21 protein-coding genes are annotated in these 25,535 nt (G+C 62.7%); 19 read left to right on the top strand and 2 right to left on the bottom strand.

The genetic code is table 11. From position 1 onward, the window contains the following. Window positions 1-3: 3 nt before the first annotated feature. The gene (locus ASD58_RS25260; protein ID WP_057264357.1) at window positions 4-708 is read right to left on the bottom strand and encodes a glutathione S-transferase N-terminal domain-containing protein; all 705 of its coding nucleotides are present in this window, start codon (window positions 706-708) and stop codon (window positions 4-6) included. A gap of 151 nt (window positions 709-859) precedes the next feature. Between ASD58_RS25260 and ASD58_RS25255 the strand changes: the two genes are divergently transcribed. Beyond that, on the top strand, window positions 860-3,268 hold the full coding sequence (locus ASD58_RS25255) for a penicillin acylase family protein (RefSeq protein ID WP_057264355.1): 2,409 nt from the start codon (window positions 860-862) through the stop codon (window positions 3,266-3,268). A gap of 11 nt (window positions 3,269-3,279) precedes the next feature. Here ASD58_RS25255 and ASD58_RS25250 read toward each other — a convergent pair whose 3' ends face one another. After that, window positions 3,280-3,741 (bottom strand): hypothetical protein, encoded by a 462-nt coding sequence (locus ASD58_RS25250; RefSeq protein ID WP_057264353.1) that lies wholly within the window; start codon window positions 3,739-3,741, stop codon window positions 3,280-3,282. 153 nt (window positions 3,742-3,894) lie between these two features. Between ASD58_RS25250 and ASD58_RS25245 the strand changes: the two genes are divergently transcribed. The 18 genes from ASD58_RS25245 (at window position 3,895) to ASD58_RS25160 (ending at window position 25,491) form a co-directional block, all read left to right on the top strand. Then, window positions 3,895-5,475 (top strand): methyl-accepting chemotaxis protein, encoded by a 1,581-nt coding sequence (locus tag ASD58_RS25245; RefSeq protein WP_057264351.1) that lies wholly within the window; start codon window positions 3,895-3,897, stop codon window positions 5,473-5,475. A gap of 113 nt (window positions 5,476-5,588) precedes the next feature. Further along, window positions 5,589-6,173 carry an RNA polymerase sigma factor gene (locus ASD58_RS25240; RefSeq protein WP_057264349.1) on the top strand — a complete coding sequence of 195 codons (585 nt, stop codon included), beginning with the start codon at window positions 5,589-5,591 and terminating at the stop codon, window positions 6,171-6,173. Between the two features lie 21 nt (window positions 6,174-6,194). After that, entirely contained in the window at window positions 6,195-6,770 is a 576-nt protein-coding gene (locus ASD58_RS25235; protein ID WP_057264347.1) for a ferritin-like domain-containing protein, read from the top strand. Beyond that, the gene (locus ASD58_RS25230; RefSeq protein WP_156401487.1) at window positions 6,767-7,144 is read left to right on the top strand and encodes a cytochrome c family protein; all 378 of its coding nucleotides are present in this window, start codon (window positions 6,767-6,769) and stop codon (window positions 7,142-7,144) included. The genes ASD58_RS25235 and ASD58_RS25230 overlap by 4 nt, the downstream gene beginning before the upstream one ends. A gap of 36 nt (window positions 7,145-7,180) precedes the next feature. After that, complete coding sequence (locus tag ASD58_RS25225) at window positions 7,181-8,380, top strand: diguanylate cyclase domain-containing protein (protein ID WP_057264345.1); 1,200 nt, start codon at window positions 7,181-7,183, stop codon at window positions 8,378-8,380. Between the two features lie 87 nt (window positions 8,381-8,467). Next, on the top strand, window positions 8,468-9,928 hold the full coding sequence (locus tag ASD58_RS25220) for an alkaline phosphatase (RefSeq protein ID WP_057264343.1): 1,461 nt from the start codon (window positions 8,468-8,470) through the stop codon (window positions 9,926-9,928). A 38-nt stretch (window positions 9,929-9,966) separates the two neighbouring features. After that, entirely contained in the window at window positions 9,967-11,352 is a 1,386-nt protein-coding gene (locus ASD58_RS25215) for an alkaline phosphatase (RefSeq protein ID WP_373994480.1), read from the top strand. Between the two features lie 52 nt (window positions 11,353-11,404). Next, entirely contained in the window at window positions 11,405-12,094 is a 690-nt protein-coding gene (locus ASD58_RS25210) for a hypothetical protein (RefSeq protein ID WP_057264339.1), read from the top strand. A 227-nt stretch (window positions 12,095-12,321) separates the two neighbouring features. Then, on the top strand, window positions 12,322-13,329 hold the full coding sequence (gene galE / locus ASD58_RS25205) for a UDP-glucose 4-epimerase GalE (RefSeq protein ID WP_057264337.1): 1,008 nt from the start codon (window positions 12,322-12,324) through the stop codon (window positions 13,327-13,329). A gap of 104 nt (window positions 13,330-13,433) precedes the next feature. Further along, window positions 13,434-14,315 (top strand): UTP--glucose-1-phosphate uridylyltransferase GalU, encoded by an 882-nt coding sequence (galU, locus tag ASD58_RS25200; protein WP_057264335.1) that lies wholly within the window; start codon window positions 13,434-13,436, stop codon window positions 14,313-14,315. 117 nt (window positions 14,316-14,432) lie between these two features. Further along, window positions 14,433-15,212 (top strand): glycosyltransferase family 2 protein, encoded by a 780-nt coding sequence (locus tag ASD58_RS25195; protein ID WP_082565673.1) that lies wholly within the window; start codon window positions 14,433-14,435, stop codon window positions 15,210-15,212. A gap of 152 nt (window positions 15,213-15,364) precedes the next feature. Next, complete coding sequence (gene rfbB / locus ASD58_RS25190) at window positions 15,365-16,432, top strand: dTDP-glucose 4,6-dehydratase (protein ID WP_057264331.1); 1,068 nt, start codon at window positions 15,365-15,367, stop codon at window positions 16,430-16,432. Further along, window positions 16,429-17,325, top strand: coding sequence for a dTDP-4-dehydrorhamnose reductase (rfbD, locus tag ASD58_RS25185; protein ID WP_057264330.1), 897 nt, complete (start codon window positions 16,429-16,431; stop codon window positions 17,323-17,325). Before rfbB ends, rfbD begins: the two co-directional genes overlap by 4 nt. A gap of 2 nt (window positions 17,326-17,327) precedes the next feature. Next, entirely contained in the window at window positions 17,328-18,215 is an 888-nt protein-coding gene (gene rfbA, locus ASD58_RS25180; RefSeq protein WP_057264328.1) for a glucose-1-phosphate thymidylyltransferase RfbA, read from the top strand. Further along, window positions 18,212-18,757 (top strand): dTDP-4-dehydrorhamnose 3,5-epimerase, encoded by a 546-nt coding sequence (rfbC, locus tag ASD58_RS25175; protein WP_057264326.1) that lies wholly within the window; start codon window positions 18,212-18,214, stop codon window positions 18,755-18,757. Before rfbA ends, rfbC begins: the two co-directional genes overlap by 4 nt. Continuing rightward, window positions 18,754-19,608, top strand: coding sequence for an ABC transporter permease (locus ASD58_RS25170; RefSeq protein WP_229210107.1), 855 nt, complete (start codon window positions 18,754-18,756; stop codon window positions 19,606-19,608). Before rfbC ends, ASD58_RS25170 begins: the two co-directional genes overlap by 4 nt. Continuing rightward, window positions 19,598-20,944, top strand: coding sequence for an ABC transporter ATP-binding protein (locus tag ASD58_RS25165; protein WP_057264324.1), 1,347 nt, complete (start codon window positions 19,598-19,600; stop codon window positions 20,942-20,944). The genes ASD58_RS25170 and ASD58_RS25165 overlap by 11 nt, the downstream gene beginning before the upstream one ends. After that, window positions 20,941-25,491 (top strand): methyltransferase, encoded by a 4,551-nt coding sequence (locus tag ASD58_RS25160; protein ID WP_082565672.1) that lies wholly within the window; start codon window positions 20,941-20,943, stop codon window positions 25,489-25,491. Before ASD58_RS25165 ends, ASD58_RS25160 begins: the two co-directional genes overlap by 4 nt. Window positions 25,492-25,535: the final 44 nt, after the last annotated feature.

Below are 25,535 nucleotides of genomic sequence, written 5' to 3'. Positions count from 1 at the left end.
AATTTAGCCGCGGGCCGGAATTTTCAGGCCGCGCGCCACAGCCGGGCGGTCGACGAAGGCACCCAGCACGCGGCGCACATTGGTGAATTTCTCGAAGCCAACGAGCTCGCCGGCGCCATAGTATTCCACCAGGTTGCGCACCCACGGGAAGATCGCGATATCGGCAATCGTGAACTGATCGCCCATGATCCACTTGCGGCCTTGCAGGCGCTGGTCCAGCACGCCGAGCAGGCGCGCCGATTCGTTGAGGTAGCGGTCGCGCGGGCGCTTGTCTTCGTATTCCTTGCCGGCGAACTTGTGGAAGAAGCCCACCTGGCCGAACATCGGGCCGATGCCGCCCATCTGGAACATTACCCACTGGATGGTTTCGTAGCGCCCAGCCGCATCCTGCGGCATCAGCTTGCCGGTCTTCTCGGCCAGGTAAAGCAGGATCGCGCCGGACTCGAACAGCGGCAGCGCTTTGCCGCCGGGGCCGTCCGGGTCGATGATGGCCGGGATCTTGTTGTTCGGGTTCAGCGACAGGAACTCCGGCGACATCTGGTCGTTGCTTTCGAAGCTGACCAGGTGCGGCTCGTAAGCGAGGCCGGTTTCTTCCAGCATGATCGATACCTTGACGCCGTTCGGCGTAGGCAGGGAATACAGCTGCAGGCGTTCAGGATGTTGGGCGGGCCATTTGGCGTTGATAGGGAAGTCGGTGATGCCAGTCATGCTCAAGCTCTCTCGGTTGGACAATGAATCGCGATTATGCGGCATTCCGGTTTTTCATGCCCGGGCCGGGGTATTATTGCCAAGCAAATAACTTTGCCTATCCCGAAAACTAGGAGACACGATGAGACAGCATGTTTTATCCCGTATTCTGATGTTGATCCCCCTCGCGCTGCTGGCCGCCTGCGGCAGCAGCAGCGATGACCCGCCGGCGCCGCCTGCCGCCAGCCCCATCACCGGCACCAGCTTCGTCGCTTCGATCCGCTACACCTCCTATGGCGTGCCTCACGTTAAGGCGGAAACCTTCAAGGGTGCCGGCTACGGCTATGGCTATGCCTTCGCCAAGGAGAATATCTGCCTGTATGCGGAAGAACTGGTGACCATGCATGGCGAGCGCGCCAAATATTTCGGTGGCGCCAACGGCTATCTTGGCCAGCTGGGCGACACCTTCGGCAATATCGATTCCGACTTCTTCTACAAGCTGCAGTTCACCCCGGCCCTGGCAGCGAAGATCAAGGCCGCTTCCAGCGCCGACGCGCAAGACCTGACCACGGGCTTCGTGGCGGGCTATAACCGCTACCTGAAAGAGACGCCGCTGGCCAGCCTGCCGGCGGCCTGCAACAACGCCGCCTGGGTGCAGCCGATGACGGAGGATGACGCCTACCTGCGCTTCGCCCAGGCCGCGATGGCGGGCAGTTCGCTGGCCTTCATCAAGCAGATCGGCTCCGCCCAGCCGCCGAAAAGCGCTACTGCCGCGCTGCTCAAGCGCAGCAAGCCGCGCCTGCTGGCTGCTGCCGACTATGCCAATTCCTCGATCGCCAAGGGCCTGCAGACGATCCAGGAGCACACCATCGGCTCCAACGGCATTGGCCTCGGCAAGGACGTGACGCAATCGGGCAAGGGCATGGTGTTCGGCAATCCGCACTTCCCATGGTGGGGCGCGCTGCGCCTGAACCAGCTGCACCTGACCGTCACCGGCCGGGGTTACGACGTGTACGGCGCCACGCTGCTTGGCGTGCCGCTGCCGCTGATCGGCTTTAACGACAAGGTGGCGTGGACCCACACCTTCTCGACCGACAACCGCTTCACGCTGCGCTACCTGGCGCTCGACCCCAGCAACCCGACACGCTACATCAAGGATGGCCAGCCGGTGGCCATGACGGCCGTGCCGCTGACCATCAGCGTCAAGGGCGCCGACGGCGCCATTACCTCGCTGTCGCGCACCCTGTACACCACCGAGTTCGGCCCGATGCTGATGGATAGCTCCTTCGCCTGGGGCACTTCGTCCGCCTTTGCGATCCAGGATGCCAACCTGGCCAACTACAAGCTGATCGACCAGGTCATCCTGAACGGCAAGTCGGGCAGCGTGGACGACTTGCGCACCGCGGCCTCCACCTATGTTGCCATGCCATGGGTGAACACCATGGCGGCCGACCGCGCCGGCGACACGCTGTACGGCAACTTCTCGGTGGCCGCCAACGTGCAGAATGCCCAACTGGCCGCTTGCGTTCCCGGCGCGGCGCAGGGCGCGCCATTCCAGGACATCATGGCCTCGACCGGCGTGGTGGTGATGGCCGGCACCACCTCGGCCTGCGACTGGTCGGGTGCGATCGGCGCGGCCCAGCGGCCGTGGGTCAAGCGCAGCGACTACATCCTGAACGCCAACGACAGCCACTGGTGGCCGTCCGCCAATACCTTCCTCACCGGCTATCCGAAGATCATTGCCACCGGCCCGAACCAGGAAGGCGCGCCGCAGAACAACCGCACCCGCACCGGCCACGCCATCGTGCGCGACCGCCTGGCCAGTGCGGACGGCCTGGCGGGCAACCGCTTCACCATGGCCAACCTTCAGCAGATTTACCTGCAGGCGCGCTTTTTCAAGGCGCAGAAATGGCTGCCCGAATTCACCGCCGCCTGCCTGGCCTCCAGCACCGCGTCGGCAGCGGCCAAGGATGCCTGCACGGTGCTGCAATCGTGGGATAAGACCCATGCGCCGGGCAGTGCAGGCGCGATCCTGTTCTATGAGCTGTACGCAGCGCTGGGCGAGTTGAATGCCGGCTCGTTGTGGAGCGTGCCCTACAATCCGGCCGATCCGCTGGAAACGCCGCGCGGCGCCGCCGGCATTCCTGCCGCGATGGCCAAGCTGGAAGCCCTGGTTGCCACCACCCAGTTCGACACCGCGGCAAAACGCAGGACCCGTCCGGAAGAAGTGCAAACCCTTTCGCGCCCCGATGGCAGCCTGGCGGTGCCGGGCGGGCGCTATACCTTCATGAACTGGCGCGGCGTGAAGAACCAGATCTATCCCGGCATCTGGATTTATACGGCCGATTCGAAGACCAATGCCGGCGCCTACGGCAACAGCTATATCCAGTTCGTGACCTGGGACGACGCTGGGCCGGTGGCGGAAGGCATCCTGACCTACAGCCAGTCTTCCAACCCGGACAGCCCGTATTTCAACGACGAGACCAAGCTGTACGTCAAAGGCCAATGGGTCAAGCTGCCGTACACCGAAGCCCAGATCACTTCCGACCCGGGCTACAAGCTGGTCCAGGTCTCGGAGTGAGTTGACGTGGATTAGCCGGCGCGGCGCGCGGCGCGGCAGGCTTCGAGCTGGGTGCGCAGTTCGGAAACTTCTGCCAGGTAGTTGTCGCGCGCGGTGGCGGCGCCCACCAGTTCCATTTCGGCCGCCAGCTTGGCGTCGGACAGCGTGGCCGCAATGGCGACGCTGCGTTCGAGCTGGCCGCGCAGCTCGGCGATCTGGGCGTCCTTGCCTTCGATCGCCAACTGGTCCTTGGCCTTGCCGACCAGGGCATCGGCCGCGATATTGCGCGCGTTGCGCAGTTCGCCGTTCAGGCGCGTGATCTGGTCTTCGTTTTCTTCCAGCGTGGCATGGGCGGTGGCCAGTTGCGCGCGCAGGTCTTCGATCTCGCTGCGCAGTGGGCTGCCGACGTCCTGGGCGGCTTGCCGTACCCAGCTGTTCAGCGCTGCCGCGACCGATGCGGGAATGTCCAGTTGGGGGATGTTGTGCTCTGCCATGTCCGGCTCCGGTGAGGTGTCCGCAATCCACCCACGATACCGAACGATTTGCCGCAGGGCAATGGATGAAAGGAAACTGAAAGCTGCCATTTGCTATCCTGAAATTTGCTTCTTGGTAACAAACCAGGAGTAACAAAATGATAGGGAGACATCATGCGTTGGTTCTATCACCTGAAGATCGGGAGCAAGCTGCTATGCGCTTTCAGCCTGGTCATCGCATTGACCTGCGTGATGGGGCTGTTCTCCATCGTCGAGCTGGTCAAGGTCAGCAAATCCTCGACCGATATCGCCACCAACTGGCTGCCTGCAGTGCGCTATGTGGGGCAGGTGCAGACGTCATTGGCACGTTACCGCATTTCGGAGGCCAGCCATATCCTGGTCGACGAGGGCGAGGAAATGGGCACCATCGAAAAATCGATGGCCTCGCGTCTTGAAACCATGCGCCAGCAACAGGAATCGCTGGCCGCGCTGGTCACCGATGCCGAAGAGTCACGCATTTACGCCGAGCTGAAACAGGACGTTGAAGCGTATCTGGCGCAGAGCGCAAAACTGGTTCAGTTGTCGCGGGCCGGCAACAAGGAACAAGCGCGCGTGCTGTTCCGTGGTGCTTCCAACAAGGTTTACCGCAAGCTCAATGAGCAATTCGAAGCGCTGTCGAAATATAACGACGAGGGCAGCAGCGGCTCGGAAAAGGCTGCCGCGGAACGCTTTGACATGTCGCGCAAGCTGATCATCGGCATGCTGGCCGCGCTGGTGGTGGTCGGCGTGCTGCTGGCGCTGTGGGTCGCGCGCATTGTGGCCACGCCCTTGAATGAAGCCGTGGCGGTGGCACAGCGCGTGGCCGGCGGCGACCTGACTGCCGATATCCAGGTCAATTCGCGCGACGAAACCGGCAAGTTGATGCACTCGCTGCGCGAGATGAACGACAGCCTGGCGCACGTGGTGGGCCAGGTGCGCGGCGGCACCGATGCCATTGCCACCGCCTCGGCGCAAATCGCCAGCGGCAACCTGGACCTGTCGGCCCGCACCGAAAGCCAGGCCAGCTCGCTGGAAGAAACCGCATCGGCCATGGAAGAACTGACTTCCACCGTGCGCCAGAATGCCGACAATGCGCGCGAAGCCAACCAGCTCGCGCAGTCGGCATGGACCGTGGCCAGCGATGGCGGCAAGGTAGTGCAGCAGGTGATCCTGACCATGGAGAATATCAGTGCCGCCTCGGGCAAGATCGTCGACATCATTGCGGTGATCGATGGCATCGCGTTCCAGACCAATATCCTGGCGCTGAATGCGGCAGTGGAAGCGGCGCGCGCCGGCGAGCAGGGGCGTGGTTTCGCAGTCGTGGCATCGGAAGTGCGCAACCTGGCCCAACGCAGCGCCTCGGCCGCCAAGGAAATCAAGCAGTTGATCGACGATTCCGCGCTGCAGGTGAATTCCGGCACCCAGCTGGTGCAGCAGGCGGGCAGCACCATGGAGCAGGTGCTGGCCAGCGTGCGCCGCGTCAGCGACGTGGTGGCGGAAATCTCGGTCGCCAGCGCCGAGCAAAGCACCGGCATCGATGAAGTCAACCGCGCCATCGGCCAGATGGACGAAGTAACGCAGCAGAACGCCGCGCTGGTGGAGCAGGCCGCCGCCGCCGCCGGCGCGCTGCAAGACCAGGCCGCGCAACTGGCGGGCGTGGTCAGCCAGTTCCGGCTGGCCGGCATGGCGCCGGGCCGGCAGCTGGCACTGCGCTAAACGCTTCCCCGCATAATGGAAACCACCTTCGGGTGGTTTTTTTTATTTTTCGGGAACGCAGAAGCGCTTCGTGGCATCCAATGTCATGACAACAGCCAACAACGGGGAAACCAATGAACGACCTAGCCGCATTCGAACAGCTGATGCGCCGCCACAACCGCGCGCTGTACCGCACGGCACGCAGCATCGTGAAGGACGACGCCGAGGCGGAGGACGTGCTGCAGGAGGCCTATCTGCTGGCTTTTCGTGCAATGCAGAACTTCCGCGCCGAAGCCAGCATGTCGACCTGGCTGACCCGGATCGTGATCAACGAAGCAATTGGCCGCACGCGTCGCCGCAGCGCCGAGATCATCCCGCTTGACGTGGAGGAAGCAATGGACGAAAGCCATGAACAACCGGAACAGGCACTGTTGCGCAGCGAGGCGCGTCGCCTGATCGAGCGGAAGATTGACGGCCTGCCCGACAGCTTCCGCACGGTGTTCGTCCTGCGCGCCCTGGAGGAAATGTCGGTGGAGGAAACCGCCGCCTGCCTCGACATCCCGCAAGCGACCGTGCGCACACGCTACTTCCGTGCCCGCGGCTTGCTGCGTGAAGCCTTGTCGCGCGAGCTTGATGTTGCGCTGGAAGATGCGTTTGCTTTCGACGGCGCGCGCTGCGACCGCATCGTCGCCAACGTGCTCGAACGCCTGAAAAATTAGCCACCCACAAAGGAGATAACCATGTCTTTCCTGATTTCCCTCGACGACGCTGCACAGGGCACACGTCGTTCCTTCCTGTCCAAATCGGGCCTGTTGCTATCCGGCGCCGCCGTGGCGCTGCTGGCGGGCGAAGATGCGCTGGCCGCCAAAGGCGATAAATCGACCGACGAAGACGTGCGCATCCTGAACACGGCGCTCGGCGCCGAACTGGAAGCCATTGCCGCCTACCAGCTGGGTGCGGAAAGCGGCCTGCTGCAAAAGCCGGTGCTCGACCTGGCGGTGACCTTCCAGGGCCACCACAAGGAACACGCCGACATCCTGGCCAAGACCATCGGCAAATTGGGCGGCAAGGCCGTTACCGCCAAGGCGAAATACACCTTCCCGACCGAGAACCTGAAATCGCAGGCGGACGTGCTGCGTTTTGCCGCCTCGTTGGAGAAGGGCGCTGTCAGTGCCTACCTGGGCGCGGTGCCGCTGTTCGGCAACCGCGACCTGGCCAAGGCTGCCGCCAGCATCCTGGGCGACGAAGCGATGCACTGGGCCGTGCTGCGCAACGCCTTGGGCGAAGCACCGGTGCCGTCGGCCTTCATGTCATGAGAGGCCTGCCAGGCGCACTGGCGCTGGCCCTGGCCCTGGCGGCATGCGGCGCCCCGGCGCTTGCTGCGCCGGGGCCAAGCGTGGCGGACGGCAAGGTAGTATACGAGCGTTGTCTTGCCTGCCATGCCCTGGCCTACGACCGCACCGGGCCCCGCCACTGCGGCCTGTTCGGGCGCCGCGCCGGCACCGTTGAGGGCTTCCCTTATTCGGATGGCATGCGCCGCTCGCGCATCGTCTGGAACGAAAAGGCGCTGGACCTGTTCCTGGCCGACCCGCTGAAGACCGTGCCCGGCACCAGCATGGGCTACGCCGGCGTCAAGGAAAAGGCCGAGCGCGCCGACCTGATCGCCTACCTGAAGCAGGCCTGCCAATAAATGTGAAGGTGGCTAGTTTTGCGGTATCCTCGGTGAATGACCGATGCTTTAGAGCGCCTGCCGGAGCTGTTACTGGATGCCGTCTTCATGGTGGACGAGGGCGGGCGGATCGTGTTCGTCAACCCGGCCTGCCGGGCCATTTTCGGCTATGCGCCGGAAGAAATGATCGGCCGCATCATCCTCGACTTCATCCATCCCGACGACAAGGACCGCACTGTGGCGGAAATGGGACATGTGCTGAACGGCCGTCCCGGGCTTGGTTTCGAGAACCGTTACCTGCGCAAGGATGGCAGCGTGGCCCACATCATGTGGACCGCCCGCTGGTCGGAACAGGACCGGCTGCGCATTGGCGTGGCGCGCGACGTCAGTGAGCGCAAGCTCGCCGAAGTACGCCAGGCCGGCATGCTGGCACTGGCTACTGCCGCCCATGGCGCGGAAACGCTGCCGGAATTGTTCCGCATATTCGACCAGGTCCTGCAAGGCTTGCTGCCCCTGCGCGGCATGGCCGTGGTGCTGCAGCCGGGTGAACGCCTGGCTTATGCCAGCGCGCCGTCGGGCGTCCCACCGCCGGACGTGACGGGCTGGCACCACGTCAGCCTGTCGGCTTCCGGCATTGTGTTCGGCGAAATGCGGCTCGACCTGGGCCACTACGGCGCGCTGTCGTCCAGGGACATCGACCTGCTGGAATTTACCGCCGGCCAGGCTGGCGCCGTCATCGAAAGGCTGGCGCTGCACGCCGATCTGGCCCACGCAGCGCGCTACGACGAGCTGACCGGCTTGCCGAACCGGCGCCTGTTCCAGGACCGCATCCTGTCTGCCATCGCGCGCTGCCGGCGCGGCCAGTCGCGCGGCGCCCTGCTGTTTATCGACCTGGACGACTTCAAGCAGGTCAATGACGAGCATGGCCACGTGGCTGGCGACCAGCTGCTGCAGGCCATCGCACGCCGCATCACCTCCTGCGTGCGTGAAGCCGACACCGTGGCGCGCATCGGCGGCGACGAATTTGTCGCCCTGCTGGAAAACGTGCCCGACCATGCCCAGGCCGAGGCCCTGGCCAGCAAGATCCGGCAAGTGATCTCCACCCCGCTGCTGCTGGCCGGCCGCACTGTGCAGCCGCACGCCAGCATCGGCATCGCCCTTTATCCCGAGCACGGGGAAGTCATCGACCAGCTGATGCGCCATGCCGACCAGGCCATGTACGCCTCCAAGGCTGCGCGCAAGGCCGCGGCAAGTTAAACCTGCAAGCCTTGTAAAGATGGTCATGGCGCCGTCATAAAGCGCCGCTATCGTGTTGGCTTTTCAACCATGCTGGAAATACACCACATGAAACGCAAAGCCTCCCTGATTACGGCCATCAGCGTCGCCGTCGCCGCGCTGCTGGCTGGCTGCAGCCAAAGTGGCACCAACAATGCCACTGTGACGGACGGGCAAGCCTCCGGCACCCCGACCAACGTCATCTTCTTCCTCGGCGACGGCATGGGCATGACCACCATGACTGCAGCGCGCATCTACGCCGTTGGCGAAGACGGTGAACTGACCATTGACACGCTGCCTGAGACGGCTTTCGTCAAAACCTATTCCAACGACGCGCAAGTGACCGACAGCGCGCCGTCCATGTCGGCCTACATGACCGGCGTGAAGATGAACAATGAAGTGATTTCGATGACGGCCGACACCAAGGCCATCGATCCTGCAGCAGATGCCAACGGCAACAAGCTGGCCAACAACTGCGGCAGCGGCAATGGCAAAGCGGTGCCTACCCTGCTGGAGCAGGCCAAGGCCAAGGGCTGGTCGACCGGCGTGGTCACCACCACCCGCGTCACTCACGCGACCCCGGCCGCAACCTATTCGCACATCTGCCACCGTGACCTGGAAAACGATATCGCTGCGCAGGCAGTACCGGGCGGCACCGGCTACAACGCCGCGCTGGGCAACGGCCTGGACGTCCTGATGGGCGGCGGCCGCCAGTTCTTCCAGCCGGTCAAGGATGGCGGCAAGCGCGCCGACGGGCGCGACCTGATCGCGGAAATGAAGGTCATGAGCTATGCCTACGCCAGCAACGCCGCGGAGCTGAACGCGATTGACGCCAGCAAGACCGGCCGCCTGCTGGGCCTGTTCACCTCCAGCCACATGAGTTATGACCTGGACCGCGACCCGTCCAAGGAGCCAAGCCTGGCCGAGATGACCACCAAGGCAATGGACGTGCTGTCCAGGAACGGCAAGGGCTACTTCCTGATGGTGGAAGGCGGCCGCATCGACCATGCACTGCACGAAACCACCGCCAGGAAAGCACTGCAGGACACTGCTGCTTTCGACAGCGCCATCAAGGCCGCCATCGCCAAGGCCCGCACCACCGATCCTGAACTGAAAAACACCCTGGTCGTGGTGACCGCCGACCACGACCACACCCTGGTGCTGAACGGATACGCCAAACGCACCGGCAAGACCACCACTGCCAACGCCGGTGTGCTGGGCGTGGTGAAGGATTACGTCACCGGCGCCGTGACCAAGGACGCCGATGGCGCGCCTTATTCCATCATCGGCTTTGGCAACGGCGAGAACCGCACCCAGAGCAGCCGCGCCGCCATGGCCAGCATGGACGACAGCGTGACCAGCGCCAACACCTACCACCAGGAAGCCGTAGTGCGCGTCACTGCCGGCAACGAGACCCACGGCGGCACCGACGTGTTCCTGGGCGCGATCGGCAAGGGCGCCGACACCTTCAACGGCACCATCGACAACACCAGGGTCAACGCCCTGGTAAAGGCTGCCGCCGGACTGTGACCACATACAAAGAACTGGAACGAACTATGAAGCACACTATGATTGCCGCCGCACTGGCGCTGGGTTTTGTGAATGCCGCCAATGCCGCCGGCGAAGCCAAGAACATCATCTTCTTCCTGGGCGACGGCATGGGCCCGTCCACCATCACCGCTTCGCGCATCTACAAGTACGGCGAAGACGGCAGCCTGACGATGGACAAGCTGGAGCGCACCGCGCGCGTCAAAACCTACTCCTACGACGCGCAGACCACCGACAGCGCACCGTCGATGGCTGCTTACATGACCGGCGTGAAGATGGCCAATGAAGTCATCTCCATGTCGCCGGAAACCGTGGCGACCCCGCCGGGCAAGGATGCCAACGGAAACCTCGGCGTCAACAACTGTGCCGCCAATAACGGCACTTCCGTTGCCACCATCCTGGAACTGGCCAAGGCCAAGGGCAAGGCCGTTGGTTCGATCACCACCACCGAACTGACCCACGCCACGCCGGCCGCGACATACTCGCACATCTGCAACCGCAATGCGCAATACGCCATCGCGGCCCAGGCCGTGCCTGGCGGCGCCGGCTACAACAGCGCGCTGGGCGACGGAGTCGACGTGCTGATGGGCGGCGGCCGCAACCACTTCACCCCTTACAACGCCACCACCAACAAGGCTGGCCGCGCCGACGGCCGCGACCTGCTGGCCGAACTGGCCGCCAAAGGCTACACCGTGGCTGCCACCAAGGCAGACATGGCAGCGGCGCCGAACGGCAAGAAGTTCATCGGCCTGTACAGCAGCAAGAGCCACCTGGAATATGAACTGGACCGCAGCGCCACGCCGCCGGTCGGCGAGGGCGCCAACCAGCCAAGCCTGGCAGAGATGACCGTCAAGGCCATGGACCTGCTGTCGCAAAACAGCAATGGCTACTTCCTGATGGTGGAGGGCGGCCGCATCGACCACGCCCTGCACGGCACCAACGCCAAACGCGCGCTGACCGACACCATCGCTTTCGACGACGCGGTCAAGGCTGCGCTGGACAAGGCCAGGCTGACCGATCCGACCCTGGCCAACACCCTGATCGTGGTCACCGCCGACCATGACCACACCCTCGCCTTCAACGGTTACGGCAAGCGCGGCAACCCGATCCTGGACATCAATCGCGACTACAAGACCGGCCAGCCAAGCAAGGACGCCGACGGCAATACCTACACCACCCTGGTGTTCGGCAATGGCCCGAACCGCCCGGCCCTGCGCACCAACGTCGACAGCGCCACCGCGCTGGGCAACGACTACCTGCAGGAAACCGGCGTGCGCCTGTCCAGCGAAACCCACGGCGGCGGCGACGTCAAGCTGTTCGCCACCGGCGCCGGCGCCAAGAGCTTCAAGGGCACCATCGACAACACCAAGGTGTTCACCCTGCTGAAGACTGTCTTCGGCTTCTGATGTACCCGGGGCCGGGCTCTTGGGCCTGGCCCCGTCTTACCGGTCCCCAAGCATGATCCTCCGCACAGCGATTTTCACCGTGGCACTCGCCACCGCCCAGGCACAAGCCGCCACGCCACTGCCGGCACCGGCGCTGGACCTGCGCATCCAGTACTACAGCAAGGCCATTTCGCCGGAAGGAGTCACTCGCGAAGTGCGCTATGAAGAAACCATGCTGCGCCGCCCCGGCCACGTCTGGGTGGCGCGCGTGCTGCCGCCGCAAGCCCTGGCCACGGGGCAGGCCAGCGACCATGAGCACAGTGTGCACAAGCACTTCAATCCGGTGCTGCTGCCGCGCCACGTGCAACAGGACGGCGACAGGACGCGCCTGGAATACGTGGACGCCCGCAAGAAGGAAGTGATTGCCGTGCCGCCCGGCGAATACGGCAATGTCGACTTCGACGGCTCCTGGGCCAATGCCTACTACCTGTTCGACCCGAAACTGGTGCATGCCATGCCGCTGTCGCAGCGCCAGTCGGCCGTGCCTGGCGCGCGCTGGCGCGAGCAGGTGCGCAACGGTGGCTTCCGCCGCGTGCTGTGGGACGAGCAGCGCCAGATCCCGCTGGTGATCGAAAGCGGCGACCAGGCCGCTACCACCTTCCAGCGAGTCGAAGTCCAGGCCCAGGCCAGCCTGGCCACGGTGCTGCCCTGGCAGTATGTCAAGGCGTACTCCCAGCGCGATTACGGCGACTTCCTCGACTGAACGGCCGCACCGGCGGCGTTAACTTCCGCCGGCCCGTTCGGCCTGGCACAGCACTCCTGTACGCGCCCCTGGACATCTGGCCATCGCGGACGCCCACTGCAGGTGTCGCCGGCGGCCGGCATGACGCGAGGTGGCGCCTCGCGTGGGCGAAAAATGGAGATTTTGGTAATATTTTTAGCCGCAGTTGCGGATAATTGTGTTTCCAAATTCAAAACAGAGGTGATCTGATGACCATTTTCGTAACGGGCGGCGCAGGTTATATCGGCTCTCACACTTGCGTCGAGCTGCTCGCCGCCGGCCAGCAGGTCGTCGTATTCGACAATTTCTGCAACAGCCGGCCAGAGTCGCTGGCGCGCGTCGAATCCATTACGGGCCGCAAACCGATCGTGGTTGAGGGCGATATCCGCAATCAAGCCGAAATCGAAGATGCCATGCGCCGCTACCGATGCGAAGCGGTGATTCACTTCGCCGGTCTGAAAGCCGTGGGCGAGTCGGTGGACAACCCGCTTGCCTACTATGACTGCAATGTGATCGGGACGCACCGCCTGTTGTCAGCAATGAAGGCGTGCGGCCTGCGCACGCTGGTTTTCAGTTCCTCGGCAACAGTCTATGGCGAGCCGCAGCACCTGCCATTGACCGAAGGCCACCCCTTGTCGGTCACAAACCCTTATGGCCGCAGCAAGCTCTTCATTGAAGACATGCTGCGCGATTTGTACCGCGCCGACCCGAGCTGGCGCATCGCCATCCTGCGCTACTTCAACCCGGTGGGGGCCCATGCAAGCGGGCTGATCGGTGAAGATCCGCAAGGCGTGCCGAACAATCTGATGCCCTACGTGGCGCAGGTGGCTGTGGGGCGCCGCGCGTACCTGAATGTATGGGGCAACGACTATCCCACCCCCGACGGCACCGGCGTGCGCGACTATATCCATGTGGTTGATCTTGCTCTGGGGCACTTAAAAGCACTGGAACGGCTGAACGTTCCGCAATGTACGGAAGTCAACCTCGGCACGGGGATTGGCTATAGCGTCCTGCAAGTGGTGAAGGCCTTCGAGCAGGCCAGCGGGCAGGCTGTTCCGTTTCGCATGTCGCCGCGGCGTGCCGGTGACGTGGCGGCCTGCTATGCCGACCCGGCCCGCGCGGCACGCGATCTGGGCTGGAAGGCGCAGCGCGATCTCGCGGCCATGTGCCGCGACCATTGGAACTGGCAAATGCGCAATCCGAACGGCTTCGAATAAAGGGGACGATTGCCCGGGTTTTTTGAGGGGAGTCCGCCAAATGTTAGAATACCGGCCAATTTTGCACGCTTATTGGCAGTCAATTCATCGGGGAATCTCTAGTAATGAGTCAAATTAAAAAAGCTGTATTTCCAATTGCGGGACTAGGAACCCGCTTCTTGCCTGCCACCAAGGCGTCTGCCAAGGAAATGCTGCCGGTCGTGGATAAGCCGCTGATTCAATACGCGGTCGAGGAAGCCTATGCCGCCGGTATTCGCCATATGATTTTCGTGACTGGCCGTACCAAACGCAGCGTCGAAGATCATTTTGACACTGCCTACGAATTGGAAAACGAGCTGGAACTGGCTGGCAAGACCGCCCTGCTGAATATCGCGCGCAGCATCGCGCCGGAAGATATGGTCTGTACCTATGTGCGCCAGCCCCGTGCCCTGGGCCTCGGCCACGCCGTCCTGTGTTCCAAGGAGCTGGTCGGCAATGAGCCCTTTGCGGTACTGCTGGCCGACGACCTGATGGTTGGCAAACCGCCAATCATGGCGCAAATGGTTGAACAGTTTTCGGAATGGCGTGCCAGTATTCTCGCTGTACAGAATGTTCCGCGGGAAGAGACCAAGCGCTACGGAATCGTCAGCGCGGAAGATGTCGGACAAGACATCGTCAATGTGACGGGAATTGTCGAAAAGCCAAGCCCTGAAACGGCGCCGACCACGCTCGCCGTTGCTGGGCGCTACATCCTGACGCCAGGAATTTTCAAGGAGTTGGAGAATCTGCCGCGCGGCGTTGGCGGTGAAATCCAGCTTACCGATGGCATTGCCAATCTTCTGCGCCGCGAGAAAGTCTTTGCTTATCGCTACAAGGGCGCGCGCTACGACTGCGGCAGCAAGCTGGGCTTCTTGCAGGCCACGGTGGACCTGGGCTCGCATCACGAAGAAATTGGCGCCGAGTTTACTGCGTGGCTGGAACAGCGCAACGCCGTAATTGCCGAGTAAGTATTAGAACTGGCGTGACATACTGGCGGCCCGAGCGTGGTCGCCCCGGCACTTCCAGTTGGTGCCGTCTCGATTTGACCCGCAAGAACTCGCGCGCGGGCCGGGTACTATGAATACATGCGTAAAAAACTAACCCTTTCGATCGTCAGTCACGGTCATCGCGCCCACGTGGCAATTTTGTTGCAGCAGCTGGCGAGACTGGATCGAAGCGATTTTGAAGTCATCCTCACCCTGAACCTGCCGGAGCCCGAGCCTTTGCCGCTCAATACTCTGCCGTATCCGGTGCGGCTGATTCAAAATCCGGCGCCGAAAGGTTTTGGGGCCAACCACAATGCCGCTTTTCAAGAAGGCAACGGCGACTATTTCGTCATCCTCAATCCGGATATTGAATTGACGGAAGATCCGTTTGGCCCGCTATTGAAGCTGGCGGAGCAAGACAGCCTGACCATCTGTGCCCCCTTGATTCTCGATACTGCCGGCCAGGTCGAAGACAGTGCGCGTAATTTTCCGACGCCGTATGGCCTTTTCAAGCGCATGCTGTACCGTTTGCTGGGGCGCCCGATCGTCCCCGATACGCTCAGGCAGGACGCCGACACCCTGCAGCCGGATTGGGTGGCTGGGATGTTCGTGATGGTGGCGCGCGAAACTTACCAGCGGCTGGGGGGCTTCAACGACGCCTACTTCCTGTACTTCGAGGATGTCGAGTTTGGCGCGCGGGCCCGCCTGGCGGGCTGCCATATCCTGGTGTGCAAGCACGCGCGCGTGATTCACCAGGCCCAGCGCGACAGCCATCGGCGGCTGCGTTTCATGTTGTGGCACCTGCAAAGCGCCGCCAAGTATTTCCTTTCGTTTGTCCACTTGCGCGTCTTAATCCGGCGCCTGGCCAAAACTAAATAGGCCGTAATGGCAAATGTAATTTATGTTTCAAATGTTGTGCACGGATCAAAACCCGCGGGGTTGACATTCTCACATGCGGTAAAATCTCCGTTTGCCTGAACGGCAGAAGTGAAATTAATAACTTGTAATAACTTGTATTAAAGGAAGTCACGATGATCTTAGTAACGGGCGGTGCAGGCTTTATCGGGGCCAATTTCGTACTGGACTGGCTGGCGCAATCGGGCGAAGCCCTGGTCAACCTGGACATCCTGAGCTACGCCGGCAACCGCGAGACCCTGGCTTCGCTCGACGGCGATGCACGCCACATTTTCGTGCAAGGCGACATCGGTGACAGCGCCCTGGTGGCGCGCCTACTGGCCGAGCATAAGCCACGCGCGGTGGTGAATTTTGCCGCCGAAAGCCATGTCGACCGTTCGATCCATGGCCCGGAAGCTTTCATCCAGACTAATATCGTCGGCACTTTCCACTTGCTTGAGGCGGTGCGCGCCTATTGGAACGGCTTGGAAGGCGAAGACAAGGCCAATTTCCGCTTCCTGCATGTCTCGACGGACGAGGTGTACGGCTCGCTGGGCAAGGAAGACCCGGCTTTCACCGAAACCAATCGTTATGAGCCAAACAGCCCATACTCGGCCAGCAAGGCTGCCAGCGACCACCTGGTGCGCTCTTACCACCATACTTACGGCCTACCGGTCCTGACCACCAACTGCTCGAACAATTACGGTCCTTATCACTTCCCGGAAAAACTGATCCCGCTGATGATCGTCAATGCCCTGGCCGGCAAGGCGCTGCCGGTGTATGGCGATGGCCAGCAGGTGCGCGACTGGCTGTACGTCAAGGACCACTGCAGCGCCATCCGCCGCGTGCTGGCAGCAGGCAAGCCGGGCGAGGTGTACAACGTCGGCGGCTGGAACGAAAAGCCGAACCTGGAAATCGTCCAAACCGTTTGCTCGCTGCTGGACGGCCTGCGCCCGCGCGCCGACGGCGCCAGCTACAGCAGTCAGATTACCTACGTGACCGACCGCCCCGGCCATGACCGTCGCTATGCCATTGACGCGTCCAAGATTGAGCGTGAACTGGGCTGGAAGCCTGCGGAAACCTTTGACAGCGGCATCCGCAAGACGGTGCAATGGTATCTGGACAACCCGGCCTGGGTCGCGAACGTCCAGTCCGGCGCCTACCGTGCCTGGGTCGAGAAGAACTATGTCGAGCGCCGGGCATGAAGATCCTTTTGCTGGGCAAGAATGGTCAGGTTGGCTGGGAACTCCAGCGCAGCCTGGCGCCGCTGGGCGAATTGATCGCACTCGGCAGCGATAGCCGGGATTTGTGCGGTAACCTGGGCGATGCTGAAGGCCTGGCAGCGACCGTGCGTGCCGTGGCGCCTGACGTGATTGTCAATGCCGGCGCCTATACCGCGGTCGACAAGGCGGAGAGCGAAGCGGCAGCATGCCGCGCCGTCAACGCCGCCGGGCCAGCCGTGCTGGCCCGGGAAGCGGCGCGGCTGGGCGCCTTGCTGGTGCATTATTCGACCGATTACGTATTCGATGGCTCGGGCACGGCGCCGTGGCAGGAGGACGCCCCGACCGGGCCGCTCAATGTGTACGGACAGACCAAACTCGAAGGCGAGCAGGCCATCGCTGCCAGCGGTTGCCGCCACCTGATTTTCCGCACCAGCTGGGTGTATGCTGCGCGCGGCGCCAATTTTGCCAAGACCATGTTGCGCCTGGCAGGTGAACGCGAGCGCCTGTCGGTGGTGGACGACCAGGTCGGGGCGCCCACCGCAGCCGAACTGATCGCCGACACCACGGCGCACGCCGTGCGGGCTACGCTGCGCCGTCCTGAACTCGGCGGCATTTATCATCTGGCTGCAGCAGGTGCCACATCCTGGCATGGCTATGCCCAGTTCGTGATCGAGCAGGCCCGCCGTGCCGGCATGATCATCAAGGTGGCGCCCGAGGCCATCCTTGCCGTCGGCAGCGATGCATTCCCGACGCCAGCAGCGCGCCCTCGCAATTCGCGCCTGGCGACCGACAAACTGCAGGCCGCGTTCGACCTGGTGCTGCCGCCTTGGCAAACCGGCGTGGCGCGCATGCTCACTGAATTTTTTGAAAAATAATCATGTTAAAACGCAAAGGCATCATCCTTGCCGGCGGCTCCGGCACCCGACTCTATCCGGTCACCAAAGCGGTATCAAAGCAGCTGCTGCCGATCCATGACAAGCCGATGATTTACTATCCGCTCAGCACTTTGATGCTGGCCGGCATTCGCGAAATCCTGGTCATTTCGACCCCGCAAGATACTCCGCGCTTCGAGCAATTGCTGGGCAATGGTGCCGACTGGGGCCTGGACATCCAGTACGCGGTCCAGCCGAGCCCGGACGGCCTGGCGCAAGCTTTCATCATCGGCAAGGAGTTCCTCGGCGGCGCGCCAAGCGCGTTGGTACTGGGCGACAATATTTTCTATGGGCATGACCTGCAGGCCCAGCTCGAGAAGGCCAATGCGAAAACCGCAGGAGCCACCGTGTTCGCCTACCACGTGACCGATCCTGAACGTTATGGCGTCGTCGATTTCGACGCGGCCGGCAGGGCCACCAGCCTGGAAGAAAAACCGGTTGTACCGAAGAGCAATTACGCGGTCACCGGCCTGTATTTCTACGACCAACAAGCGGTCGAAATCGCACAGGGCCTGAAGCCCTCCGCGCGCGGCGAGCTCGAGATTACTGACCTGAACCGGATTTACCTGGAACGCGAACAGCTGAGCGTGGAGATGATGGGGCGCGGCTACGCCTGGCTCGATACCGGCACCCACGAAAGCCTGATCGAAGCGAGCAACTTCATCCAGACCATCGAACACCGCCAGGGCCTGAAAGTGGCGTGCCCGGAAGAGATTGCCTACCGCAAGGGCTTCATTGACGCCGCACAGTTGGCCGAGCTGGCCAAGCCGCTGGCCAAGAACGGCTACGGCCAATACCTGCAGCGCTTGCTCAAAGAGGGTGTGCGCCCATGAACCTGATTCCCACCGCCATCCCGGACCTGAAGATCATCGAGCCCAAAGTGTTCGGCGATGCGCGCGGTTTTTTTTACGAAAGCTTCAACCAGCGCCGTTTCAACGAACTGGTCGGGCGCGAAGTCGGGTTCGTGCAGGATAATCACAGCCGTTCCGCGCGCCATGTGCTGCGCGGCCTGCATTACCAGGTCCAGCAGGCGCAAGGAAAGCTGGTGCGCGTAGTGCAAGGCACAGTCTACGATGTGGCGGTCGACCTGCGCCGCAGCTCGCCCACTTTCGGCCAGCACGTCGGCGTTGAACTGTCGGCGGAGAACAAGCGCATGTTCTGGATTCCCGAAGGCTTCGCCCACGGGTTCCTGGTGCTGTCTGAAAGTGCCGAGTTCCTGTACAAGACCACCGACTACTGGGCGCCGGAATTCGAACGCAGCCTGGCCTGGGACGATCCGGCGCTGGCCATCAATTGGCCCTTGTCCGAAGCACCGGCCTTGTCGGCCAAAGACCAGCAGGGCAAGCTGCTGGCCGAAGCGGAGTGTTTTGCGTGAGTCATGAATTCGCGGCAATCAACCCGCATGCTTCCCAACCGACTTCCCTGCGTGCCCTGGCGGGCAGCCTGTGGCGCAACCGCGCCCTGATCCTGCAGTTGACCCGGCGCGACGTGATCGGACGCTACCAGGGCTCCGCCATGGGCCTGGCCTGGTCCTTCTTCAATCCGGTGCTGATGCTGTTGGTGTATACCTTCGTCTTCTCGGAAATTTTCAAATCGCGCTGGGGCGGCATCGGCGGCAACGACAGCAAGACCTTGTTCGCGCTGGTGCTGTTTGTCGGCATGATCGTGCTCAGTCTGTTCAGCGAAGTGCTCAACCGCGCGCCTGGCCTGATCCTGTCCAACGTGAATTACGTCAAGAAGGTCGTGTTCCCGCTCGAGATCATGCCGGTGGTCACCATGGCGGCGACCCTGTTCCATGGCATGGTGAGCCTGGCTGTGCTGCTGGCTGCCTTTGCGCTGTTCAACGGCTATGTCAACTGGACGGCGGTTTTCCTGCCGCTGGTGCTGCTGCCGCTGGTGGTGTTGACCACCGGCCTGGCCTGGATCCTGGCGTCGCTTGGCGTGTTCCTGCGCGATGTCGGCCAGACCATCGTGATCGTCACCACGCTGCTGATGTTCCTGTCGCCGGTGTTCTATCCGATTACGGCCGTGCCTGAGGATTTCCGCGCCATCATCATGGCCAATCCGCTGACCTTCATCATCGAACAGGCGCGTGAAGTATTGATCTGGGGGCACCAGCCGGACTGGCTGGGCCTGGGAATTTACATGATTGCCGCCATCGTCGTGGCGTGGGCCGGGTTTGCGTGGTTCCAGAAGACGCGGAAAGGTTTTGCCGATGTCCTCTGACAACACCACGATCCGGGTCAGCAAGCTGAGCAAGCGCTACGAAATCTACGACAGCCCGCGTGACCGCCTCAAGCAGTTCGTGCTGCCGCGCCTGCAGCGCGGCGGGCAGCCAGCGCGCCAGTATTTCCGCGAGTTCTGGGCCTTGCGCGACGTCTCGTTCGAGGTCAAGCAAGGCGAAACGGTCGGCATCATCGGCCGCAATGGCTCCGGCAAGTCGACCCTGCTGCAAATCATTTGCGGCACGCTGTCCCCCACCGGCGGCCATGTCGAGACGCGCGGCCGCATCGCAGCGATGCTGGAGCTGGGCTCCGGCTTCAACCCCGAGTTCACCGGCCGCGAAAACGTCTACATGAACGCGGCCGTGCTGGGCCTGACCCCGGCCGAAATCGACGAGCGCTTCGACCGCATTGCCGCATTTGCCGATATCGGCAGCTTCATGGACCAGCCGATCAAGACTTATTCGAGCGGCATGACGGTGCGCCTGGCCTTTGCGGTGCAGTCGCAGATCGACCCTGACATCCTGATCGTGGACGAAGCGCTGTCGGTAGGCGACGCCAAATTCCAGGCCAAATGCTTCGACCGCTTGCGCCAGCTGAAGGACAACGGCACCAGCATCCTGCTGGTGACCCACTCGAGCGAGCAGATTGTCACCCACTGCACCAAGGCGATCCTGCTGAACCAGGGCGTGCAACTGGAAACCGGCAAGCCGAAACAGGTGGTCAACCGCTACCTCGATCTTTTGTTCGGCAAGGAAAAGCAGGCGCTGCCAGAGACAGCTGCCGGCAAACCCGCAGCGCAGGAAGCGTCGGCCGGCGGCAGCGAGCTTGGCCTGAGCCGCAGCGACGACGTGTTCGCCACGCGGCATGGCTACAACCCGCATGAGTACCGCTGGGGCGACGGCAGCGCCAGCATCCTGGACTTCCACCTGGCGGCCGACGGCGTGCCTTACCCGACGGTGGTAGCGACCGGCCAGCAGATCACGCTGTCGGTCACGGTCAAGTTCCATGCCCAGTTTTACCGTCCCATCCTTGGCATCACGATCAAGACCAAGGAAGGCGTGACGGTCTACGGCGTCAACTCGGAAACGCTGGCATGCGCGCCCTTCCATGAGCTGGGGCGCAGCGGTTCCGTGATGCAGGCCGATGCCGCCTTCGTGTGCCGCCTGGCGCCGGGCGACTATTTTATCTCGTTGGGCATCGCGTCGAAGGAGGGCGAAGAAGCCGTTCCCCACGACCGCCGCTACGATTCGATTCATTTGCAGGTGGGCCCGAACACGGTGATGTTCGGCCTGGTAGATCTGGAACTTAATATGATGGCAAAAGAGGTTGTGGCATGAGGGCATTATTGGAGCGTGCAGGCTATGCATTCAATACGGAGCACGACATCTGGAGCGCGCCCGACTTTGGCGGCATTGCCTACAGTGATGGCGATGAAGTGGAGCAGCGCATCGGGCGCGCCATTCGCCTGGTCAGCGACGTTTCGGTGCTGTCGACGGAACTGCGCCAGCATTGCATCGACTGGCCTTCGCTCTACCACCTGGGCAGCTTGCGCGCCAACCTGATGCGTCCCTTCGGCACCCTGTTGCGTGGCGCCGAAGTGCTGGAAATTGGCGCCGGCTGTGGCGCGATTACGCGCTACATGGGCGAGGCAGGCGCCCAGGTACTGGCGCTGGAAGGCAGTCCGCGCCGCGCTTCGATCGCGCGCGCGCGCGCGCGCGATCTCGAAAACGTGACCGTCCTCAGTGAAAAGTTCGACCAGTTCAGGTGCGACCACCAGTTCGATGTCATCACCCTGATCGGCGTGCTGGAATACGCAAACATGTTCACCGAGGGCGAGCACCCGCCGCTGCATATGCTGCAGCGCGTGCGGCGCCTGCTCAAGCCGGGCGGCCGCCTGATCATCGCGATCGAAAACCAGCTCGGCCTGAAGTACTTTGCCGGTGCGCCGGAAGATCACCTGGGCCATGCGATGATCGGCATCGAAGGCCGCTACCGTGCTGACCAGCCGCAAACCTTCGGCCGTGAAGTGCTGGGGCAACTGCTGGTAAGCGCCGGATTCTCGCCGGCGGAATTCCTGGCGCCGTATCCCGACTATAAGCTGCCGGTATCCATCATCACCGAGCAAGGTTTTGCCGATCCCGGTTTCGATGCGGCGGCGCTGGCCTGGCAGAGTGCGCGGCGCGATCCGCAAATGCCGCCGCTGAGCAATTTCTCGATGGAATTGGCGTATCCGGAAGTATTCGCCAATGGCCTCGGCATGGACATGGCCAATTCCTTCCTGGTGGTCGCGACACCCGAGGGCGCGAAGGCGCTCGGGCCTGAAGTCCTGGCCTTCCATTACAGCGTCGACCGGGTGCCGGAGTATTGCAAGGAAACCCGCTTTGTACGCCGCGCCGGAGCGCCGGTGGAAGTGCGCTACCAGCGCCTCGGCACCGCGACCGGACAGGCAGGGCTGTCGGCGATGAAGTTCACGGTGCCAGAGTCGGACGCCTATGCGCTCGGCAAGGTCTTGACCCTGGAGTTCATGCAGATTGTCATGCACGACGGCTGGACCTATCAGGAGGTGGCGGCGTTTATCCGGCGCTACCTGCAGATTCTGGCCCAGTTCGGGGCGTTTGCTGCCGGTGGCGGCGAACTGGCCTCGGCTTATGTCGAAGTGCCCGGCCGCTTTTTTGACGTCATCCCGCAGAACATCGTCATCGGTGCCGATGGCAGCGCCGCCCTGATCGATACCGAATGGCAGCTGGAACTGCCGATCGAAAGCGGGCACCTGCTGTTCCGCTCCCTGCTAGCCTTGATCAATGCCATGACGCGCTTTGGCCGGCCGTCGCCGCAAACGGAGGACGTGACGCGCCAGCAATTCATCGATGCCGTGCTGGCGGAACTGGGCCTGTCCTTGCAGGAAGCCGACTATGCCCGCTATATTGCCATCGAGGCCGACATCCAGCAGACGGTGACGGGCCGCCCGGCCGCGCAGTTTACCGATTGGGGTCGGCAGCATCTGCTGCCAATGCAGACGCTGGCCCAGGCAGTCAAGGAACGGGTAACCGAGGTCGAGCACCTGCGCTATATCATCGGCGAACGCGACAAGACTATTGCGGCATTGCAGCAAGGCGTTGGCGAAGGGGCCATGCAGTTGCAGCAGGCTCAGCAAATGATCGCGGAACGCGATACGCAATTGCAGTATACACAAGAGCTATTTAGCCAGCGCGACCAGCAGGTGCAGACCTTGCTGCAGGTGGTTGGCGAACGCGATGCCACGGTGCAGGCCCAGCAGAAAGTGATTGCCGACCGGGATTCGGTCGTGCAGGCCCAGCAAAAGGTCATTGCCGAACGCGATGCCACGGTTTGCGAACTGCAGCGCCAACTCGCCGAGCAAGCCGGTCCGCTGGCTGAATTGCGTCACAACGTCAACAGCCGTGACGCGGAAAACGGCCACCTGCGCGAATTGCTGCGCCAGCGTGAGGCCGCCTTCGTCAGCGTGATCAACTCGCGTTCCTGGTGGTTGACCAAGCCTTACCGTTGGACAGGACGGCTGTTGCGCGGCGATTTCGCCGGCGCGGCGGATCCGTTCCAGAAGATGCTTGGCCTGAAAAAAGACCGCCAGCTGCCGGCCCTGGTTGCGGCGCCGGCCGAAGCGCCGGTGCCAGCAGTGGCGGCGCCTTCCGACATTATCGTTCCTGCCCCGATTGCGCCGACCCATACCGTCTCGGTGATCTTGCCGGTGTACCGCGGCATCGACATGACGCGCCGCTGCATCGAGGCCGCCATGCCGGGCGTGTTGGCAATGGACGGCGCCAAGCTGCTGGCCATCAATGACGGCAGTCCGGACCAAGGCATGCAGGCCATGCTTGAATCGCTGGTGGCGCTCTGGCCGGGGCGCTTCGAAGTGATGGAAAACCCGCTCAACCTGGGCTTCGTGGGCACCGTCAACCGCGGCATGGCGCACTTCCCGTCGCAGGACGTGGTACTGCTGAACAGCGATGTGATCGTGCCAGCCGACTGGCTGAAGCGCTTGCAGGTGGAGGCCTATTCGCACCCGCGCGTCGCGACCGTGACTCCATTCTCGAACAATGCGACCATCTGCAGCTTCCCCAACTTCCTGGAAGAGAACCCGCAGGCCTTCAATCTCGACGTGCACACGATCGACGCGGTGTTCCGTCAATCGAACTTGCCATGCATCGCGGCACCGACCGGCATCGGTTTCTGCATGTTCATCCGCCGCGCCTGCCTGGACCAGATCGGTTACCTGAATGCCGAAAAGTTCGGCCGCGGCTATGGCGAAGAGAACGACTTGTGCCAGCGCGCCATCAAGGCTGGCTGGCTCAATATCCTGTCGCCGAATATGTATGCCTTCCATGAAGGTGGCGTCAGCYTCTCCACCGACAAGCAGGCCCTGGTCGATCGCGCGATGGGCGTGCTCGACAGCCTGCACCCGAACTACCATGCCGACGTCCAGGCCTTCATCCAGCGCGATCCAGTCCGTTCGGCGCGGGTTGAACGTTACCTGCAGTTGCTGGCAACGCTGAGCTTGCCGAAGGTGCTGCACGTCTCGCACGGTTCGGGCGGCGGCGTGGGCCAGCACATCGAAGAGCTGGCCGGGTATTTCAAGCAAGGGGCGGCGCACCTGGTGCTGGCCCCGCAAGATGGCCCGGCCGTGGTCAGCCTCAGCCTGCGCTCCTGCAAGCTGACCGACAAGCTGCTGTTCGACATGCCGGCCGATTACGCCAAGCTGCGCAAGTTGCTCGAGCAGCTTGGCATCAGTGCCGTGCACTACCACCATACCTATAACCTGGATCCGGTGCTGCAGAACCTGTCGCGCGAGCTGCATGCGACCACGCTGCTGACCGCGCACGACTACTTCTGGCTCAATGCCAATCCGACGCTGACGGCAGCCGACGGCCGCTTCCCCGGCCAATATGTGGAAGACCAGCACAATCCGCTGTATCCGCTACCAGCCGGCGTGACGGCAGCGCAATGGCGCGAAAAGCTGCGGCCCCTGATCGAACAGGCCGACTGCGTGATCTTCCCGACCAATGCCACCCGCACCCTGTTCGGCGATATGTACAAGCTTGACCATGTCGTCGTAGCGCCCCATGTGGAGCCGCACCTGGATGTACGGCAGGCGCCGCGCCAGCTGGCCGCCAAGCAGCACTACGTGGTGGGCGTGCTGGGCGCGGTGGGCCGCGAAAAAGGCGCTGACGTGCTGGAAAAGCTGGCGGAGATGGCGCAGAGCCTGGGGGCCCGCTTTAGCTTCAAGCTGATCGGTTACTCCTACCGCCAGTTGAATGCCGTCGAAACCACTGGGCCTTACAAAGTAGAAGACCTGTCGGCGCTGATCGAGCAGCACGCGGTCGACATCATCCTGTTCCCGGCGCAGTGGCCGGAGACTTATAGCTATACGCTGAGCCACGCTCTGGCGTCGGGCTTGCCGATCATCGCGCCGAACCTGGGCGCCTTCCCTGAGCGACTGTCAGGGCGCGCCAGTGCCGCGCTGTTTGATCATATGGAGCCGGTAACCGAACTCTATCGCCAGATCGGTGATTTCATCACCGGCCTGGAAACCGGTACTGTCAGCGCGCCAGTCTTCCAGGGCGACCAGTCGCAGCCGGAGTTCTACGCACGTGATTACCTGCCCCTGCTGGCGCGCACGCTCAAGGCGCCGGTGATCGGCAAGCCAGCGTTCGAGTTCGATGCGGCGCATATCGTCCGTGGACCCTTGAACAAGACTGGCTGGCGCCACGCGGTGCTGCGCGGCTTGTGGCGCCTGCATACGCATCCGTCGCTGCGCTGGGCCAGCTCGGCGGTTCCATACAGTTTCAAGCGCGCAGTCAAGCGTTCGCTGAGCCGCAGCCCGATGCACGATATCACCAATGCATCCTGAGAATATCCGGGCGCGTGACGAATGAGCCGGATTGCAAGAGAGCG

Source organism: Duganella sp. Root1480D1 (assembly GCF_001427305.1).
Taxonomy (GTDB): domain Bacteria; phylum Pseudomonadota; class Gammaproteobacteria; order Burkholderiales; family Burkholderiaceae_D; genus Rugamonas.
This window is presented reverse-complemented; position numbering and strand designations above follow the sequence as displayed.